The organism is Kitasatospora sp. NPDC051170 (genome assembly GCF_044455705.1).
Taxonomy (GTDB): Bacteria; Actinomycetota; Actinomycetes; order Streptomycetales; family Streptomycetaceae; genus Kitasatospora.
On sequence record NZ_JBITFA010000011.1, the window covers coordinates 121,609 to 138,891 of the forward strand.

Annotated in this window: 20 protein-coding genes; 6 read left to right on the forward strand and 14 right to left on the reverse strand. The window is 73.2% G+C overall.

All coding sequences use genetic code 11. The features are described from left to right. Positions 1 to 15: 15 nt before the first annotated feature. Positions 16 to 390 carry a phosphoribosyl-AMP cyclohydrolase gene (hisI, locus tag ACIBCA_RS23120; protein WP_396284845.1) on the reverse strand — a complete coding sequence of 125 codons (375 nt, stop codon included), beginning with the start codon at positions 388 to 390 and terminating at the stop codon, positions 16 to 18. A 92-nt stretch (positions 391 to 482) separates the two neighbouring features. Here hisI and ACIBCA_RS23125 point away from each other — a divergent pair, with 92 nt between their 5' ends. Both ACIBCA_RS23125 and ACIBCA_RS23130 read left to right on the forward strand, forming a co-directional pair. Then, positions 483 to 1,055, forward strand: a complete 573-nt coding sequence (locus ACIBCA_RS23125; RefSeq protein WP_396284846.1) for a hypothetical protein — start codon at positions 483 to 485, stop codon at positions 1,053 to 1,055. Between the two features lie 83 nt (positions 1,056 to 1,138). Then, positions 1,139 to 1,792, forward strand: a complete 654-nt coding sequence (locus ACIBCA_RS23130; RefSeq protein ID WP_396284847.1) for a TIGR03085 family metal-binding protein — start codon at positions 1,139 to 1,141, stop codon at positions 1,790 to 1,792. 259 nt (positions 1,793 to 2,051) lie between these two features. On the opposite strand, the gene ACIBCA_RS23135 is transcribed toward ACIBCA_RS23130, so the two are convergent. Then, positions 2,052 to 2,639: an RICIN domain-containing protein gene (locus ACIBCA_RS23135; RefSeq protein WP_396284848.1), complete on the reverse strand. Its 588-nt coding sequence runs from the start codon at positions 2,637 to 2,639 to the stop codon at positions 2,052 to 2,054. A gap of 279 nt (positions 2,640 to 2,918) precedes the next feature. Between ACIBCA_RS23135 and ACIBCA_RS23140 the strand changes: the two genes are divergently transcribed. Then, entirely contained in the window at positions 2,919 to 3,695 is a 777-nt protein-coding gene (locus ACIBCA_RS23140; RefSeq protein ID WP_396284849.1) for a VOC family protein, read from the forward strand. A gap of 53 nt (positions 3,696 to 3,748) precedes the next feature. Here ACIBCA_RS23140 and hisF read toward each other — a convergent pair whose 3' ends face one another. The 8 genes from hisF to hisD form a co-directional block, all read right to left on the reverse strand. Beyond that, on the reverse strand, positions 3,749 to 4,519 hold the full coding sequence (hisF, locus tag ACIBCA_RS23145) for an imidazole glycerol phosphate synthase subunit HisF (RefSeq protein WP_396284850.1): 771 nt from the start codon (positions 4,517 to 4,519) through the stop codon (positions 3,749 to 3,751). Continuing rightward, complete coding sequence (locus ACIBCA_RS23150; RefSeq protein ID WP_396284851.1) at positions 4,516 to 4,998, reverse strand: Rid family hydrolase; 483 nt, start codon at positions 4,996 to 4,998, stop codon at positions 4,516 to 4,518. Before ACIBCA_RS23150 ends, hisF begins: the two co-directional genes overlap by 4 nt. Continuing rightward, the gene (gene priA / locus ACIBCA_RS23155) at positions 4,995 to 5,720 is read right to left on the reverse strand and encodes a bifunctional 1-(5-phosphoribosyl)-5-((5-phosphoribosylamino)methylideneamino)imidazole-4-carboxamide isomerase/phosphoribosylanthranilate isomerase PriA (protein WP_396284852.1); all 726 of its coding nucleotides are present in this window, start codon (positions 5,718 to 5,720) and stop codon (positions 4,995 to 4,997) included. The genes ACIBCA_RS23150 and priA overlap by 4 nt, the downstream gene beginning before the upstream one ends. Positions 5,721 to 5,756: 36 nt before the next feature. Further along, positions 5,757 to 6,392 (reverse strand): imidazole glycerol phosphate synthase subunit HisH, encoded by a 636-nt coding sequence (gene hisH / locus ACIBCA_RS23160; protein ID WP_396284854.1) that lies wholly within the window; start codon positions 6,390 to 6,392, stop codon positions 5,757 to 5,759. A 79-nt stretch (positions 6,393 to 6,471) separates the two neighbouring features. Then, positions 6,472 to 6,624: a hypothetical protein gene (locus tag ACIBCA_RS23165; RefSeq protein ID WP_031077155.1), complete on the reverse strand. Its 153-nt coding sequence runs from the start codon at positions 6,622 to 6,624 to the stop codon at positions 6,472 to 6,474. Beyond that, positions 6,621 to 7,214, reverse strand: a complete 594-nt coding sequence (gene hisB / locus ACIBCA_RS23170) for an imidazoleglycerol-phosphate dehydratase HisB (RefSeq protein WP_396285014.1) — start codon at positions 7,212 to 7,214, stop codon at positions 6,621 to 6,623. Before hisB ends, ACIBCA_RS23165 begins: the two co-directional genes overlap by 4 nt. A gap of 14 nt (positions 7,215 to 7,228) precedes the next feature. Then, complete coding sequence (locus ACIBCA_RS23175; protein ID WP_396284855.1) at positions 7,229 to 8,347, reverse strand: histidinol-phosphate transaminase; 1,119 nt, start codon at positions 8,345 to 8,347, stop codon at positions 7,229 to 7,231. Then, complete coding sequence (gene hisD, locus ACIBCA_RS23180; protein ID WP_396284856.1) at positions 8,344 to 9,651, reverse strand: histidinol dehydrogenase; 1,308 nt, start codon at positions 9,649 to 9,651, stop codon at positions 8,344 to 8,346. The genes ACIBCA_RS23175 and hisD overlap by 4 nt, the downstream gene beginning before the upstream one ends. Before the next feature lie 94 nt (positions 9,652 to 9,745). On the opposite strand from hisD, the gene ACIBCA_RS23185 reads away from it, so the two are divergent. The 3 genes from ACIBCA_RS23185 (at position 9,746) to ybaK (ending at position 12,739) form a co-directional block, all read left to right on the forward strand. Beyond that, the gene (locus ACIBCA_RS23185; RefSeq protein ID WP_396284857.1) at positions 9,746 to 11,320 is read left to right on the forward strand and encodes an oxidoreductase; all 1,575 of its coding nucleotides are present in this window, start codon (positions 9,746 to 9,748) and stop codon (positions 11,318 to 11,320) included. Between the two features lie 129 nt (positions 11,321 to 11,449). Continuing rightward, complete coding sequence (locus ACIBCA_RS23190; protein WP_396284858.1) at positions 11,450 to 12,178, forward strand: LON peptidase substrate-binding domain-containing protein; 729 nt, start codon at positions 11,450 to 11,452, stop codon at positions 12,176 to 12,178. A 66-nt stretch (positions 12,179 to 12,244) separates the two neighbouring features. Further along, a complete protein-coding gene (gene ybaK, locus ACIBCA_RS23195; RefSeq protein WP_396284859.1) occupies positions 12,245 to 12,739 on the forward strand; it encodes a Cys-tRNA(Pro) deacylase in 495 nt (164 codons plus the stop codon). Between the two features lie 161 nt (positions 12,740 to 12,900). Here the strand turns inward: ybaK and ACIBCA_RS23200 are convergent, their stop codons facing one another. The 4 genes from ACIBCA_RS23200 to ACIBCA_RS23215 form a co-directional block, all read right to left on the reverse strand. Next, a complete protein-coding gene (locus ACIBCA_RS23200) occupies positions 12,901 to 13,671 on the reverse strand; it encodes a hypothetical protein (RefSeq protein WP_396284860.1) in 771 nt (256 codons plus the stop codon). Between the two features lie 80 nt (positions 13,672 to 13,751). Next, a complete protein-coding gene (locus ACIBCA_RS23205) occupies positions 13,752 to 14,561 on the reverse strand; it encodes an ABC transporter permease (RefSeq protein ID WP_396284861.1) in 810 nt (269 codons plus the stop codon). Continuing rightward, the gene (locus ACIBCA_RS23210; protein WP_396284862.1) at positions 14,558 to 15,556 is read right to left on the reverse strand and encodes an ABC transporter ATP-binding protein; all 999 of its coding nucleotides are present in this window, start codon (positions 15,554 to 15,556) and stop codon (positions 14,558 to 14,560) included. Before ACIBCA_RS23210 ends, ACIBCA_RS23205 begins: the two co-directional genes overlap by 4 nt. 83 nt (positions 15,557 to 15,639) lie before the next feature. Next, positions 15,640 to 16,992 (reverse strand): NYN domain-containing protein, encoded by a 1,353-nt coding sequence (locus ACIBCA_RS23215; RefSeq protein ID WP_396284863.1) that lies wholly within the window; start codon positions 16,990 to 16,992, stop codon positions 15,640 to 15,642. Between the last annotated feature and the right edge of the window lie 291 nt (positions 16,993 to 17,283).

The following is a 17,283-nucleotide window of genomic DNA, read 5'->3' on the forward strand; positions in this document are numbered from 1 at the left end:
GGGTTGCGGGACGGTTCAGGACAGCGGAAGCAGGACGTCGGCGTCGAAGCAGGTGCGGTCGCCGGTGTGGCAGGCCGCGCCGGACTGGTCGACCTTGACGAGGAGGGTGTCGCCGTCGCAGTCCAGGGCCACGGACTTGACCGCCTGGACGTGGCCGGAGGTGTCGCCCTTGACCCAGTACTCGCTGCGGCTGCGGCTCCAGTAGGTGCAGCGGCCGGTGGTCAGGGTGCGGTGCAGGGCCTCGTCGTCCATCCAGCCGAGCATCAGCACCTCGCCGGTGTCGAACTGCTGGGCGACGGCGGGCAGCAGACCGTCCTCGGTGCGCTTGAGGCGCGCGGCGATCTCGGGGTCCAGGGCGGTGGTGCCCGGGGCGGCTGGTGTGGTGCGCATGATGCCATTGTGTCAGCCCGGCCGTCGGGGCTCGTCGACGAGTTCGCCCAACCACCTGCCGGGGGGCTCCGGTTTGGGCCATCCTCATGGCCATGACCTCCGAGCAGCAGCCCCCGCCCCCCGACACCAGGCCGGGCCGGGGCCTGGTCCTCACCGTCTCGGCCGTCCTCGTCCTGCTGCTCGCGGTGGTCGGCACCGTGCTGCTGTGGCCCGAGGACGAGAAGAAGCCGGCGGCCGCCCCTCCCCCGCCGACCGCCACCCCCACACCCACTCCCACCCCGACGCCTGCACCCACCCCCACGCCCAAGCCGCCGTACGTCTTCCTCCCGGTCGGCGCCTGCTTCGACCACCCGCAGCTGAGCCCCGTCATCACCAAGATCGAGGAACGGCCGTGCACCGGCGACCACGACGGCGAGGTGATCGCCGACCTCAAGCTCCCCGACGGCCTCAGCGGCGAGGTCCCCATCGCCCTGGCCATCCGCAACGGCTGCTACGACGCCCAGACCGCGGCGATGGCCCGGCAGACCGACGGAAAGAAGTACCACGAGCGGCAGTTCGGCCCCACCGGCGCCAACTACCAGGCCGGCTGGCGGGATTACTCCTGCGCCCTCACCCTCTCCGAGAAGCAGGGCGGCCCCAAGATCGCCGCCCCGCTGCATCCGTAAGGGCGGCCGGCGCATGGGGGGCGGCGAGAGCCCGGGGGACGCGACGCCGCCCCCCGTGCGCCGGCCGCTCTAAGGTGTCCCGCATGTCGAACCACGCCCTCGCCGAGCGCCACCGCCTGACCGAACTGCTCGCCGCCGCAGGCCCCGACGCCCCCACCCTGTGTGCCGGCTGGACCACCCGCGACCTCGCCGCCCACCTCGTCATGCGCGAACGCCGGTTCGACGCCGCGGCGGGCATCCGCGTCGGCGCACTCGCCGGCTGGACGCGCCGCGTCCAGGACGCGTACGCGGAGCGGCCCTACGAGGAACTGCTGCGCCTCTTCCGTTCCGGACCGCCCGTCTACTCCCTCTTCGCCCTCCCCGGGGCGGACGAGGCGGCCAACACCGTCGAGTACTTCGTCCACGCCGAGGACGTCCAGCGCGCCGCCGCCACCTGGGACCCCACCGCCGCCGCCCCCGTCCCACCCGGCCGCACCGAGGCACTCTGGCGCCGCCTGCCCCTCCTCGCCCGCTTCGAAGCCGCCCACCGCACCCCCGTCCGCCTCCACCTCCACCACCCCGACGGCCGCACCGTCACCACCGGCCCCACCGGCACCCCCGCCGTCCACCTCACCGGCGCCCCCGGCGAACTCATCCTCTACCTCTACGGCCGCGGCCCCCGGACCACCCTCACCATCGACGGCCCCCCGGACGCCCTCGAAGCCCTCACCCACGCCCTCCCCCTCCCGCCCCGCTGACCCGAGAAGGGGAAGGGAAGAAATCACAAAGAGACCAACAAGGGAAACACAACTTTGGGGCCGCGCCGCGGCATGCCGAGGCGCGGCCCCAAAGAATTTCGACCTGGACGCGGCGGTGGTGGCCTGGCTGGAGGCCTCCGGGGAGCGCTGGCGGACGAGCAGCAGGTACGGCGTCGTGCAGGTCGGCGTGCCGGCCACGCGGTGAATGGGCGCCGCCGCCCGCCGGTGGGGCGGCGGGCGGCGGCGAGTCGGAAAGGTGTCAGGCGCCGGTGACCTGCCACCACTGCTGGGACTGGAAGTTCTTCTGCCACAGCTGCACCTGGGCGCCGTCGCCGGGGGTGTTGGTGTCGCGGTCGACGACGATGTTCAGGTTGTTGTTGAAGCGCTGGTTGTAGATGGCCAGGTCGTTGGCGCGCAGGAACCACTTCTGCTGGCTGGTGCCGTTGCACTGCCACAGCTGGAGCCGGGTGCCGTTGTTGCCGCCGCCGTTGGTGTCGGCGTCGAGGCACATGCCGGGGAAGCGGGCGCTCTCCAGGCTGTAGTCGTCCCAGGAGTACCACTCCTGCTGGGTGGTGCCGTTGCAGCCCCAGACCTGGACCTTGGTTCCGTTGCCGCCGTTGGTGGCGTCGGCGTCGAGACACTGGCCGGGCGTGGGGCCGTAGAGGCTGCGGAAGCGGACGTAGCCGGCGGTGAGCCCGGGGGTCTGTCCGGCGCTGCGCGCGGCGGCCTGGGCGAAGGTGAGCCGGTCGGGTGCGGGTGCCGCCGATGCCTGGGCGGTGGTGGGCAGCAGCGGTACGGCGAGCGCGGCGGCGCCGGCGAGGGCCGCGACGGCGATGCGGATGCGCATGTGATTCCCCCTGTTGTCGTGTGCCTGACTGGCAGGGCCCAACCTAGGCGGGCGTCCGCGGCGCCGGAATCCTTTGACCCGTGCGGTCAATTGTTCAATCCTCAGCAGAAGGGCGCCCCAGCCTTGGGAACTGGGAGGATATGGGCCCTGGTGATCCCGGAATCGTAGGTTCCCGTAAAGCCGGGCCCTCTCCCGGGCGCCCGGCCCGGCTGCGGATGTCGGTGGGCGGGTGCAGACTCGGCGGTGGCCGCATCGACCCCTTTCGAAGGGCTCAGCAACGTGATCACCACCGACTTCCCCCTCGGCTCCCCGTGCTGGATCGACCTGGGCAGCCCGGACATCCCCGCCACCGCCGCCTTCTACGACGCCGTCTTCGGCTGGGCGTTCCAGGAGGTGCCGGAGACCGGGGGCTACGGCTTCTTCCTGCTGAACGGCAAGCGTGTCGGCGCGCTCGGCCACCTCGACGCGGGCGCCGGCTCCGCCTGGACGACGTACTTCGCGACGGCGGACGCGGACGCCACCGTCAAGGCCGCCGAGCAGGCCGGTGCCAAGGTCCGTGTCCCCGTGATGGACGTGATGCAGGAGGGCCGCTTCGCGGCGCTGACCGACCCGCAGGGCGCCGAGTTCGCGATCTGGCAGGCGGGGAACTCCAAGGGGCTGGACGTGGTGTCGGAGGACGACACCCTGGTCTGGGCCGAGCTGCACACCGCCGACCAGGACGGTGGATTCGCCTTCTACCAGCGGCTGTTCAGCTGGCGCCAGGAGCACTTCGAGCCGTCCCCGGGCATGAGTTACCGGGTGATCTCCACCTCCCAGGGCGACCAGGAGCAGACGAGCTTCGGCGGGATCGCCCCGACGATGTCCCCCGAGCAGCCCTCCGCCTGGACTCCGTACTTCGCCGCCGCGGACGTGGACGCGACGATCGCCAAGGCGACGGCGGCCGGCGCCTCGGTGCTGATGCCGGCCTCGGACGTGGAGAACGTGGGCCGCCTCGCCTGGCTGGCGGACCCGAACGGCGCGCCCTTCGCCCTGATCAAGGGCGAGCCCCGGCAGTAGCGGAAGCGAAAGGGGCCCGCCGGTGAGAACCGGCGGGCCCCTTCGGGACGGCGTCACCGCACCGGGTGCCCGGCCTCCCGCAGCGCGTCCTTGACCTCGCCGATGCGCAGGTCCCCGAAGTGGAAGACGCTGGCCGCGAGCACCGCGTCGGCCCCCGCCTCGACGGCCGGGGCGAAGTCCGCGAGCTTGCCCGCCCCGCCGGAGGCGATGACCGGCACGGAGACGGCCTTGCGGACGGCCCGGATCATGTCCAGGTCGTAGCCGTCCTTGGTGCCGTCCGCGTCCATGGAGTTGAGCAGGATCTCCCCGGCGCCCAACTCGGCTGCGCGGCCCGCCCATTCGACGGCGTCCAGCCCGGTGCCCTGGCGCCCGCCGTGCGTGGTCACCTCGTAGCCCGAGGCGGTTTCCGTGCCGGGCGGGCAGCGCCGGGCGTCCACCGACAGCACCAGCACCTGCCGCCCGAAGCGCTGGGCGATCTCGCGGATGAGCTCCGGCCGGGCGATGGCCGCGGTGTTGACCCCGACCTTGTCGGCGCCGGCGCGCAGCAGCTTGTTCACGTCCTCGACGGCGCGGATGCCGCCGCCGACGGTGAGCGGGATGAACACCTGCTCGGCGGTGCGGCGGACCACGTCGTACGTGGTCTCGCGGTCGCCGGAGGAGGCGGTGATGTCGAGGAAGGTCAACTCGTCGGCGCCCTCGGCGTCGTAGAGCTTGGCCATCTCGACCGGGTCCCCGGCGTCGCGCAGGTTCTGGAAGTTGACGCCCTTGACCACCCGCCCGGCGTCCACGTCCAGGCAGGGGATGACACGTACGGCGAGGGTCACGACGACGAACCTTCCAGCGATTCCAGAGAGTGCGGTTCCAGCGGTTCCAGCGGTTCCAGCGGTTCCAGGGATTGCCCCAACCCGGCGCGATGGGCGTCGAGTTCGACCTGCACCAGCACCCGGGCGTCGGGCAGCCCCTGCACCACCAGCAGGGTGGCGACGGGGTTCACCTCGCCGAAGAGCTCCCGGTGGGCGCGGCCCACCGCGTCCAGGTCCCGGGCGTGGGTGAGGTACATCCGGGTGCGGACGACGTCGTCCGCGGTCAGGCCGTACGCGGCCAGGGCGTCGAGCCCGATGCCGAACGCCACCCGGGCCTGCTCGTACGGGTCGCCCTCGCCGTAGAGGGTCTCCCCCACGACGGGACGGGCTCCGCCCACGAACACCTGGTCGCCCACGGCGATCGCCTGCACCGAGCCGATCTCGCTCTCCAGGGAGGAGGTCCCGCCGACCCGGCCGCGCACAACCTGACGTTCCGTCATCCCGAGACCGCCTCCAGCGCCTCTTCGAGGGTGAACTTCTGCTCGTAGAGTGCCTTGCCGACGATGGCGCCCTCGACTCCCACGCCGGTCAGGCCGGCGATGGCGCGCAGGTCGTCCAGGGAGGAGACGCCGCCGGAGGCGACGACGGGGCGGTCGGTGGCGGCGCAGACGTCGCTCAGCAGCTGCAGGTTGGGGCCGGTCAGGGTGCCGTCCCGGTTGACGTCGGTGACGACGTAGCGGGCGCAGCCCTCGGCGTCCAGGCGGGCCAGCACGTCGAAGAGCTGGCCGCCGTCGCGGGTCCACCCGCGGCCGCGCAGGGTGGTGCCGACGACGTCCAGGCCGACGGCGATCTTGTCGCCGTGCTCGGCGATGGCCTTGGCGACCCACTCGGGGGCCTCCAGGGCGGCGGTGCCGAGGTTGACGCGGGTGCAGCCGGTGGCGAGGGCGCGGGCGAGGGACTCGTCGTCGCGGATGCCGCCGGACAGTTCGACCTTGATGTCCAGCGCGGCGGTGACGTCGCGCAGCATCTCGTAGTTGGAGCCGGTGCCGAAGGCGGCGTCCAGGTCGACGAGGTGCAGCCACTCGGCGCCGGCGTTCTGCCAGGCGAGGGCGGCGGCCAGCGGCTCGCCGAAGGAGGTCTCGGTGCCCGAGGCGCCCTTGACCAGGCGGACGGCCTGGCCGTCGCGGACGTCGACGGCGGGCAGCAGCTCAAGACGGCTCATCAGTTACACAACTCTCAGAAGGCGGGAGGCGGGAGGTCAGAGGGTGTCGACCCAGTTGGTCAGCAGGGCGGCGCCGGCGTCGCCGGACTTCTCGGGGTGGAACTGGGTGGCCCACAGCGGGCCGTTCTCGACGGCGGCGACGAACGGCTGCCCGTGCGTGGCCCAGGTGACCAGCGGCGGGTTGATCCGCGCGCTGTGGACCTCGAGCTCCCAGTGCCGCACCGCGTAGGAGTGCACGAAGTAGAAGCGGGTGTCCGCGTCGAGGCCCGCGAACATCCGGGTGCCCTCGGGCGTGTCCACGGTGTTCCAGCCCATGTGCGGCACGACGGGGGCGTCCAGCGGCTCGACGGTGCCGGGCCACTCGTCGCAGCCGGGCGTCTCGACGCCGTGCTCCACACCCTTCTCGAAGAGGATCTGCATGCCCACGCAGATGCCCATGACCGGGCGGCCTCCGGCGAGCCGGCGGCCGATGATCCAGTCCCCGCGCACCGACTTGAGGCCGCGCATGCACGCCTCGAAGGCGCCGACGCCGGGGACGAGCAGGCCGTCCGCGGCCATGGCGGTGTCGTAGTCGGAGCTGACGGTGACGTTCGCCCCGGTGCGCTCCAGGGCGCGCTGCGCGGAGCGGAGGTTGCCGGAGCCGTAGTCGAGGACGACGACGTTCTTGCCCATGTTCAGGTGTCCAGTCTCTCTACAGCCGGTCTCTACGACACGGCCGGTCTCAACAACACAGCCGGTCTCAACAACAGCGCTACAGCCGCAGCAGGCCCGAGGCCAGGCACATCGCGGAGCCGAAGGCGAGCACCAGGATGACGCCCTTGGGGATCTTCTGCTTCCAGAAGGAGATCACCCCGCCGGCCAGGAAGAGGCCGACGAAGATGAGGATCATCGCGGTGTTGTTCACAGCGCACCCTTGGTCGAGGGGAGGATGCCGGCCGCGCGCGGGTCGCGCTCGGAGGCGTAGCGCAGGGCCCGGGCGAGCGCCTTGAACTGGCACTCGACGATGTGGTGCGCGTTGCGCCCGTAGGGCACGTGGACGTGCAGGGCGATCTGCGCCTGGGCGACGAAGGACTCCAGGATGTGCCGGGTCATCGTGGTGTCGTACGAGCCGATCATCGGGGCGATGCCCTCGGGCTCGGTGTGCACCAGGTACGGGCGGCCGGAGAGGTCGACGGTGACCTGGGCGAGGGACTCGTCCAGCGGCACCGTGCAGTTGCCGAAGCGGTAGATGCCGACCTTGTCGCCGAGGGCCTGCTTGAAGGCGGCGCCGAGGGCGAGGGCGGTGTCCTCGATGGTGTGGTGGGTGTCGATGTGCAGGTCGCCGTCGGTCTTGACGGTGAGGTCGAACAGACCGTGGCGGCCGAGCTGGTCGAGCATGTGGTCGTAGAAGCCGACGCCGGTGGAGATGTCGGTCCGGCCGGTGCCGTCGAGGTTGATCTCGACGAGGACGGAGGTCTCCTTGGTGGTGCGCTCGACGCGTCCGATGCGTGACAGGGGGGACATACGGGTTAGAGCTCCTTGATCACATTGCGGACGGCGTCCAGGAAGGCGTCGTTCTCGGCGGGCGTGCCCGCGGTGACGCGCAGCCACCCGGGGACGCCGTTGTCGCGGACGAGGACACCCCGGTCGAGGATCGCCTGCCAGACGGCGTGGGTGTCGGTGAAGCGGCCGAACTGGACGAAGTTGGCGTCCGAGTCGGTGACCTCCAGGCCCATCCCGCGCAGGGCGTCGACCAGCCGGTCGCGCTCCTCCTTGAGCCGGCCGACGTACCCGAGGAGGGTGTCGGTGTGCTCCAGGCAGGCCAGCGCGGTGGCCTGGGTGACGGCGGACAGGTGGTAGGGCAGGCGCACCAGCTGGACGGCGTCGACCACGGCGGCGTCGGCGGCGAGGTAGCCCAGGCGCAGCCCGGCGGCGCCGAACGCCTTGGACATGGTGCGGCTGACGACCAGGTTCGGGCGGCCCTCGATGAGCGGCAGCAGCGAGGCGCGGTGCGAGAACTCGACGTACGCCTCGTCGACGACGACCAGGCTGGGCCGGGCGGCCTGCGCGGCCTCGTACAGCCGCAGCACCGTCTCGGCGGAGACGGCCGTGCCGGTCGGATTGTTCGGCGAGCAGATGAACACCACGTTCGGCCGCCGCTCAGCGATCGCCGCCTCGGCGGCCTCCACGTCGATCGTGAAGTCCTCGTTGCGCGGCCCGGAGATCCACTCGGTGCCGGTGCCCCGGGAGATCAGCGCGTGCATCGAGTACGAGGGCTCGAAGCCGAGCGCGCTGCGGCCGGGCCCGCCGAAGGTCTGGAGCAACTGCTGCAGCACCTCGTTGGAGCCGTTGGCGGCCCACACCTGCTCGCGGGCGACGGCGAAGCCGGTCGTGCGGGTCAGGTACGCGGCGAGGCCCTCGCGCAGCTCGACCGCGTCCCGGTCGGGGTAGCGGTTGAGCCCCCGGGCGGCCTCGGCGACGCGCTCGGCGATGCGGGCGACGAGCTCCTCGGGCAGCGGGTAGGGGTTCTCGTTGGTGTTGAGCTGCACGGGAACGTCCAACTGCGGTGCGCCGTAAGGGGACTGGCCCCGAAGCTCGTCCCGGATGGGGAGGTCGTCGATGCGGGTTACAGGGGTCTCGGTGCTCACGAGCCGGGAACCGTCCAATCGAAACGTGCCTTGATCGCGTCCCCGTGCCCGGGCAGGTCCTCGGCGTTCGCCAGGTTGACCACGTGCGCGGCGACGTCCGCCAGCGCCTCGCGGTCGTACTCGACGACCTGCACGCTGCGCAGGTAGGTCTGCACCGACAGCCCGGAGGAGTGGCAGGCGCAGCCGCCGGTGGGCAGCACGTGGTTGGAGCCGGCCGCGTAGTCGCCCAGGGAGACGGGCGTCCAGCGCCCGATGAAGATCGCGCCGGCGTTGACCACCCGGGCGGCCACGGCGTGCGGGTCGCGGGTCTGGATCTCCAGGTGCTCGGCCGCGTACGCGTTGACGACGGCGAGGCCCTGGTCCAGGTCGTCGACCAGGATGATGCCGGACTGCCGGCCGCCCAGCGCCTCGGCGACGCGCTCGCTGTGCTTGGTCCGGGCGACCTGCTGGGCGAGCTCGGCCTCCACCGCGTCGGCCAGCGCCGGGGAGTCGGTGACCAGCACCGAGCCGGAGGTCGGGCCGTGCTCGGCCTGGCTGATCAGGTCGGCGGCCACGTCGGAGGCCAGCGCGCTGTCGTCGGCGAGGACGGCGATCTCCGTCGGCCCGGCCTCGGAGTCGATGCCGATCCGGCCGGCGAAGTAGCGCTTGGCGGCGGCCACGTAGATGTTGCCGGGGCCGGTGACCACGTTGACCGGCTTGCACTCCTCGGTGCCCAGGGCGAACATCGCCACGGCCTGGGCGCCGCCGACCGCGTACACCTCCTCCACGCCGAGCAGCGCGCAGGCCGCCAGGATCGCCGGGTGGACGCGGCCTCCGAACTCCTTCTGCGGCGGGGAGGTCACGGCGATGCCGCGTACGCCCGCCTCCTGGGCCGGCACCACGTTCATCACCACGGAGGACGGGTAGACGGCGAGCCCGCCCGGCACGTACAGGCCGACCCGCTCGACGGGCACCCACCGCTGGGTGACCGTCCCGCCCGGCACCACCTGCGTGGTGTGCCCGGTGCGGCGCTGCTCGGAGTGCACGGTCCGCGCCCGGCGGATCGACTCCTCCAGGGCGGCCCGCACCTTGGGGTCCAGCGTCTCCAGCGCCTCGGCCAGCTGCTCCGCCGGCACCCGGGTGGACTCCAGCCGCACCCCGTCGAACCGCTCGGTGACTTCGATCAGCGCCGCGACCCCGCGATGGCGTACGTCCTCGGCGATCGGCCGCACGGTCTCCAGGGCGGCCGCGACGTCGAACTCGGCACGGGGCAGCAGGTCACGCGGGTCGTCGAGCGAGCCGCGGAGGTCGATTCGAGAGATCACGCCAACCAGTGTAAGGAGTGACCGGAACCGCTGGTCGCCGCATTTCAGTCCGTGATACGAAGAGCGAGACAACAAGGGGGCGGGGGAAATCTCAGTGCAGAGTGTTCCGGACCACTGGACGGACACCGAGCGGGAGCTGTGGGAGGCGTTCCGGCAGGGCAACGTCTTCGACCGCCGGTTCGGCGACGCGGACACCGACGACCCCTTCGGCGACGCCGTCTGGGGCCCCGAACGGATCGTCCGCGCCGAGGTGCTCGCCCGCCTGCTGCTGGCCGGCCCGGAGGCCGTGCCCGGCCGGGTCGCCTCGCTGCGGATGAACGGCCTGCTCGTCACCGGCCCGCTCAACCTCGCCGGCGGCCGGATAGCCCACTACGTGGAGCTGTACGGCTGCCGCTTCGACCACAAGCTGCTGGTCTCCGAGGCCGAGGCCAGCACCCTGCGTCTCGTCGACTGCCTGATACCCCGCCTGGAAGCCTCCCGGCTGACCACCACCGGGGACCTCCACCTCGCCCGCTCCCGCGTCCCCGAGGGCATACGCCTCACCGACGCGAAGATCGGCACCGACCTGCTGCTCAACCTGGCCAAGGTCGGCGGCGACCGCTACGGCCGGGCGATCTCCGCCGACGGGATCACCATCCACCAGGACTTCGAGGCCGAACGGATGGAGGTCGACGGCGAGCTGAGCATCCGCACCGCCCGCATCGGCGGCCGGCTCTCGCTGCGCGGCGCCCAGCTGCGCGCCGCCCCGCAGAACCGCACCTGCCTCAACGCCGTGCGCGTCACCGTCGGCCACACCGTCTACCTGACCTCCTCCGCCGACGGCGGCTGGTTCGGGTCCCGCAGCTACTACGGCTCCGGCTACGGCGAGACCGCCGCGCCCGACGGGCCCACCACCCCGTTCCGCGCCTACGGCCGCGTGCGGCTCTCCGACAGCCGCTTCGAGGGCGCCTGCCTGATCTCCGGCGAGTTCCACCTGGAGGAGGGCGACGAACTGTCGCTGCGGCGCATCCACACCCCCGAGCTGCGCTTCACCTGCCGCAAGCGCCCCACCGGCACCGTCTCCCTCTCCCGCGCCCGCGTCGGCAACCTGGTCGACACCCCGACCGCCTGGCCGCGCGGCAAGCACCTGGGCCTGACGGGCTTCGTCTACGAGGTGCTGCGCCCGGCCGAGCAGTTCACCATCCAGGAGCGGATCGCCTGGCTGGAGGGCTCCTCGGTGGACTTCCAGCCGGAGTCCTACGAGCAGCTGGCCGCCGCCCTGCGCCGCGACGGGGCCGACGACGACGCCCGCGAGGTGCTCTACGCCAAGCAGCGCAGCCGCCGCGCCACCCTGGCGCTGCCCGCCCGCGTCTGGGGCCTCGTGCAGGACGTCACCGTCGGCTACGGCTTCCGCCCCGGCCGGGCGGGCCTGTGGCTGCTGCTCGCCTGGGCGCTGGGCAGCCTCTGGTTCAACGCCCACCCGCTGGAACCCCTCAAGGCCGACGAGCGCCCGCACTGGAACCCGGTGCTCTACACGCTCAACGAGTTGCTGCCGATCGTCGACCTCAACCAGGGCGCCTGGAACCCCGGCGGGATCGACCAGTGGCTCTCCGCCGGCCTGGTCGTGGTCGGCTGGCTGCTCGCGTCCACCTTCGTCACCGGCGCCACCAGGATGCTCCAGCGCGGCTAGGGCGGGTGTTCGCGCGGGCCTTCACACGGGCTTCGCGCGGGTCTTCGCGCGGGTCTTCGCGCGGGTCTTCAGCCGTGCCCCCGGGGCCTGTGCGACACGCCCGGGCCCCGGGGAACTACGCTGTCCGCCGTGACAGAACGGCTGCCGCTCTTCCCGCTGAACACCGTGCTCTACCCGGGCCTGGTGATGCCCCTGAACGTCTTCGAGGAGCGCTACCGCCGTCTCGTCGCCGATCTGCTCGAACAGCCCGAGGACGAGCCGCGCCGCTTCGGCGTGGTCGCCATCAAGGACGGCCGCGAGACCGCCCCGGTGCGCCCCGAGGACGGCCCCGCCGGGCCGCTGGACGGCCTCGGCACCGCCACCGGGAACCCTCTGGAGGCGCTCTTCCACATCGGCTGCGTCGCCGACGTCACCACCGCCGAGAAGCAGGCGGACGGCCGGTACGAACTGCTCGTCACCGGCACCACCCGCTTCGAGCTGCGCTCCGTGGACGCCTCCGGGCCGTACCTGACCGGCGAGACCACGCCGGTCGAGGAACGCCCCGGCGCCGGCTCCGGCGCCCTCGCGGCCGAGGTCGAGCGGGCGTTCCGGGTGTACCAGACGCGGCTGGCGGGCGCCCGCGAGGCCACCACCGTCGGGCGCCAGGAGCTCCCGGACGACCCGCAGGTGCTCTCCTACCTGGTCGCCGCCGCCTCGGTGTTCGAGACCCCGGTCAAGCAGCGGCTGCTCGCCTGCCCCGAGACCGCCCAGCGGCTGCGCCTGGAACTCGACCTGCTGCGCCGCGAGTCCGCCGTCCTCAGCTGGCTGCCCTCGCTGCCGGCCGTCGACCTGACCCGGCAGTCCTTCAGCCCCAACTGAGCCGGCTGAGCCCGCTTAACCCGCTGAGCCCGCTGAGCCCATCCAGGACACGTACAAGGACACGTGATGGCCAAGAAGACGAAGAAGGGCGGCCAGGGCACCCCCGCGACCGTCGCCCTGGAGAGCGCCGCCGTCGCGTTCACGGTGCACGCGTACGAGCACGACCCGGCCGCCGCCTCCTACGGCGGCGAGGCGGCCGAGGCCCTCGGCGTCGCCCCGGAGCGGGTGTTCAAGACCCTGGTCGCCGACGTCGACGGCGCCCTGACGGTCGGCGTGGTCCCCGTCGCCGGACAGCTCGACCTCAAGGCGCTGGCCGCGGCCGTCGGCGGCAAGCGCGCCGCCATGGCCGACCCGGCCGCCGCCGAACGCAGCAGCGGCTACGTCCTGGGCGGCATCTCCCCCCTCGGCCAGCGCCGCCCGCTGCGCACGGTCGTCGACGCGGGCGCGCTCGGGCACCCGACGATCTACGTCTCGGCCGGGCGCCGGGGCCTGGAGGTCGAGCTCGCCCCGGGGGACCTCATCGCCCTCACGAAGGCGACCACGGCGCCCATCGCGCGCTGAGGAACTACTTCCGTAGTGGCACTACTGCCGTAGTCCCGCATCCCCGGGGCGCTGGAACTACGGATGTAGTGTCACTACATCCGTAGTAAACGCCCCGGAAAACACGGAACGGGAGGCCTACGGCCCGTACCGAACCGTCCGCCTCCCGCTCTCGCCGAACCTCAGAGCGCCTTGCCGTCCCCACCGTGTTCCGGCAGGTGGCCCTCGCCCTCCGGCGCCTCCGGAAGGCTCCCCGCCGGGATCCCCCAGTACGGCGGCGGGTCCTCCTCGCGCTTGCCGAACGCCGCCGACAGTGCGAGCAGCACCACCATCGCCGTCATCGGCCACACCAGCAGCGCGCCCAGCGCGCCCAGGTCGATGCTCGCGTCGAAGTGCCCGCCGTTGCCCGCCTTGCGGGCCTCGCCGATCAGGTCCTTGCTCGGCCCGAGCCACCGCCCCAGCCGCCAGGCGCCCAGCGAACCGAGCAGCCCGCCCACGGCCAGCCCGACCGCGACGGAGATCCCGCCGCCCCGCCGACGGGTCAGCAGGAAGGCACCGAGCGCGGTGAGCAGGCCCGCGCCCAGGCCGATCAGCACGAACACGGCGTCGGCCCCGGCCCGCTGCTCGCCCTCCGGGTCCGCGTAGAGGATGCGGTCGCCGTCCACGACCAGCGGCACCTTGGGTGCCAGCCAGGCCCACAGCACGGCCATGGCCACACCGACCACCAGGCAGACCAGCACCGCCGAGGCCCCGATCCGCAGCTCGTCGCGCAGCCGCTCCCCCGGCGAGAGCACCGGCTCGGCCTTCCCCAGACCGAGCGGCGGCATCGGCGACACCGGCGCCGTCGCCCCCTCCAGGTCCGCCGTCGGCGGCGCGAACGGATCGGGGGCGGCGTCCGGCACGGCCCGCACGTCGGCGGGGGAGCGATCCGGAGGTGTGTTCGGTACGGTCACACGCCCCATCGTTTCACGCCGGTCGTCGGAACGGCCGCGGAGCCCTCCCCAAGATCCCCCCAAGATCTGTCAGCGATCCCTCAGCGCGAGACGGCCCGCCGGTACGCCCAGGTGGCGAGGGCCAGCGACACCACGCCCACCCCGGCGCAGACCCCGAGGTCCGCCGCGACCATCGCCCAGTCCGGGTCGGCCGTGAAGGTCCGCGCGAACGCCTCGACCCCGTACGTGGACGGCAGCAGGTCCCGCAGCCACAGCACCGGCTGCGGCAGGTGGTCGACGGGCAGCACGCCCAGCAGCAGCGCCGCCGACATGCCGAGCTGGCCGAGCATGGTGGCGATCTCCTGCCGGGGCGCCAGCAGCCCGCAGGCCGCGCCCAGCCCGGCCAGGGCCGCGCCCGCCAGCGGGACGACGAGCAGCAGCACCCACAGCTGCCCCAGCGGCAGCCCGAACATGACCGCGCCCACCGCCGCCGTCACCACCGTCCCGGGCAGGGTGAAGGAGGCGTACGCCGCGGCCGCGCCCAGCACCACGGAGGCGGCGGGCACCGGCAGCGTCCCGTAGTGGTCCAGTCCGCCGCTGGCCCGCAGCCGCCCGAAGTACTGCGCCAGCAGGTTGAGCGCCACGAACGCGACGACCAGCACGCTGGAGCCGGCGACCACCGACCGCGCCTCCGAGGTCTGCCCGGCGTCCACCACGCCGCGCATCATCACCAGGATGCCGAGCGACTGGAAGGTGGCGACGAACAGCAGCGGGATCCGCGCCACCTTCGCCCGCGCCAGCTGCGCCCGGTAGACGGCGGCGAGCGCGGGCAGCAGCCGGGCGGCGGGGGCCAGCGGGGCGGGGGTGGCCGCCCGCCGGTCGGCCTGCGGCGGCACCGAGAGCAGGGTCACTTGGCCAGTCCTCCGTGGCGGCCGCCGAGCTTGAGGTAGGCGTCCTCGAGGCTCGGGGTGGCGAGGGTGAAGTCGTCGAGGGCGGCGAAGGCCGGGCCGGTGGTGACGGCGGCGACCAGTTCGCGGGCCTGCTCGGGGGTGGTCCGTACGGTCCAGCGGCGGCCGGTGCGCTCGGCCCGGTCGGCGAGCTCGGCGACGGCCGGCACGCCGAGGGGGGCCTCGTCGCGCCAGACCAGGTCGAGCCGGACGTCGCCGTCGACGAGCGCCTTGAGCCCGCCCGGGGTGTCGCAGGCGATGACCCGGCCCTCGTCCACGACGGCGACGCGGTCCAGGACGGTCTCCGCCTCGATGACGTTGTGGGTGACGAGCAGCACGGTCGTGCCGTGCTCGGCCCGCCGCCGGTCGACGGCCGACCAGACGGCGCGGCGCGCCACCGGGTCCATGCCGGTGGTCGGCTCGTCGAGGACGAGCAGCGGACGCTCCCCCACCAGGGCGGCCGCGAAGCAGGCGAGGCGGCGCTGCCCGCCGGAGAGCTTGGCGAGGGGCCGCGTGGCGATCGCCTCCAGCCCGAGCTCGGTCAGCACCTCGGCCGTCGTCGCCCTGGCCCGGGCCCGGGAGAGCCCGCGCAGCCGTCCGGTGGTCTCGGCGGCGAGCGTGACGGTCAGCTCGTCGAGCGCCGTGGACTCCTGCCCGAGGTAGCCGAGCAGCCGGGCGGCCCGCTCGGGGTGGCGGACGACGTCGTGGCCGAGCAGTTCGACCGTGCCGGAGTCGGGGCGCAGCAGTCCGGTGAGCTGGCGGACCAGGGTGGACTTGCCGGCGCCGTTGGGCCCGAGCAGCCCGAAGACCTCGCCCTGGCGGACGGTGAGGCTGATCCCGTCGTTGGCCCGGATCTCGCGGGCGGCGGCGCCGCGGCCGCTGCGATACGTCCGGACGAGGTCGCGTACGACGACGCACGGCGGGGTGTCCTGGGGTGCTCGCCCGGCCGTCTCGTTCACGTCCGAAGACTCTACGCGCTCGTACGGGCGAACCGGACAACGGGGCCCGCTCGCCGCGGACCCCGCAGCTCGGCCAGGGCTCGTCAGTCGTCGACGACCATCGACCCGCCGGGCACCCGGGCGGCCAATTCCTTCCAGAACCCGGCCCTGATCGCGTAGCGGTCGTGTTCGTCGATCTGGTCGTCCTTGTGCGCGAGCAGCCCGAAGCGGGCGGCGTAGCGCAGCAGCTCGCCATCGACCCGGTGCGGGATGCGGGGGTAGTCGGGCCACAGGACGGTGAGTTTCTCGACGTCGCCGAGGCGGTCGCTCCAGCGCCGGGCGAAGACCTGCCCGACCTCGTGGGCGTCGCCGCCGATGGTGGTGATGTCCTCCTCGCGGTCGGCCCAGCGCTGTTCGGCGGTGGTCAGCTGGGCGAGGGTGGGCAGGCCGTCCCCGGCGCAGACGGACGGCTCCGGGGCGGGCCGGTCGACCCAGCCCCGGTCGGAGGACCACCGCAGGACGGGCCCGCCGGCGGCGTGTCCGTTGGCGTGTCCGTTCGCATGCCCGTTGGCGTGCCCGTTGGCGTGGGCGTGCCCGTTGGCCGCCGTGATCGGGGTGACGGGGCTGACGGGACTGACGGCGGAGGCCCGTCCGGCGAGGTCCTTGGGCGTCGGCACGACCCGCAGGGTGGCCGCGGCGGGCTGCGGCTGCCCTCCGGCGGCGGGCGCCTCCGGCGCGACGGCACCCACGGCGCCCACCGCACCGGCGGCAGCGGCCGCAGCTGCGGCGGCCGGGGTGACGACGGGCGGCGCCACGGCGGGCAGCGGGCCGGCGGGCGGCGCGGCGAGGATCTTGGCGATCTCGTGCCGGGCCGCGCCCGAGCCCGGTGCGGGGTAGCCGGTGGTGGTCTCGCGCAGCGAGAAGGAGGCTTCGATCCACTCCCGGTCGAGGACGCGCCGCTCGTCGGCCTCGCCGACCAGGTCCTCGGACTGGTTGAAGTCCCCGTCGGCGGCCTGGAGCGCCCACAGGTGGACGGCGACGCCGTGCTCCTTGGCCGTCATCATCCCAGGCAGCAGGTCCCCGTCGCCGGTGATCAGCACGACGTCGGCGCAGGCCCGGTTGCGGGCGAGTTCGGACAGCTCGGCGTGCATCGCCGCGTCCACGCCCTTCTGCACCCAGCGTCCCTCGGCCCGGGTGAGCGCCCCGAGCCGTACGGTCACGCGGGGCAGCACGCGCAGCCGGCGGTGCTCGGGCATCGGGCGCCGGTCGGGGGCGGCGTCGAACCAGTAGATGCGCAGCAGCGGCAGGCCCGTCTCGGCCTCGGCGCGTTCGCGCAGGGCGGTGATCAGGGCGGTGTGGTCGACGGTGACCTTGGACCGGGAAGGGTCTCCGGCGAGGAGGCTGGCGGCGGCGCCCAGCAGGTATCCGGCATCCACCAGGACGACACAGCGGTCCATCCGCGCACCTTCTTTCCGCTCGCCCTCGGGGGTTCTTGTCAGGGGTGGGCGGTTGCCCGGCACCGGGCGTGTGTGGGGTGAGGGGTCCCCGTGGCCGCCCGATCGTTGGGTCACCTTTTCCCAAAGGTTCGCGGGCCGAACCTTTGGGGATGTCCCGGTACCGCAACAGCCGCCCCAACGAGTCGCAAAGACGCGCGAAGGCGGGCCCCGGTAGAACGAGGGGCCCGCCTTCGCGTCACGCTGTGCGCGTTCGGCCGTCAGCCGTTGAGCCCAGCAGCCGTCGAGCTCGTC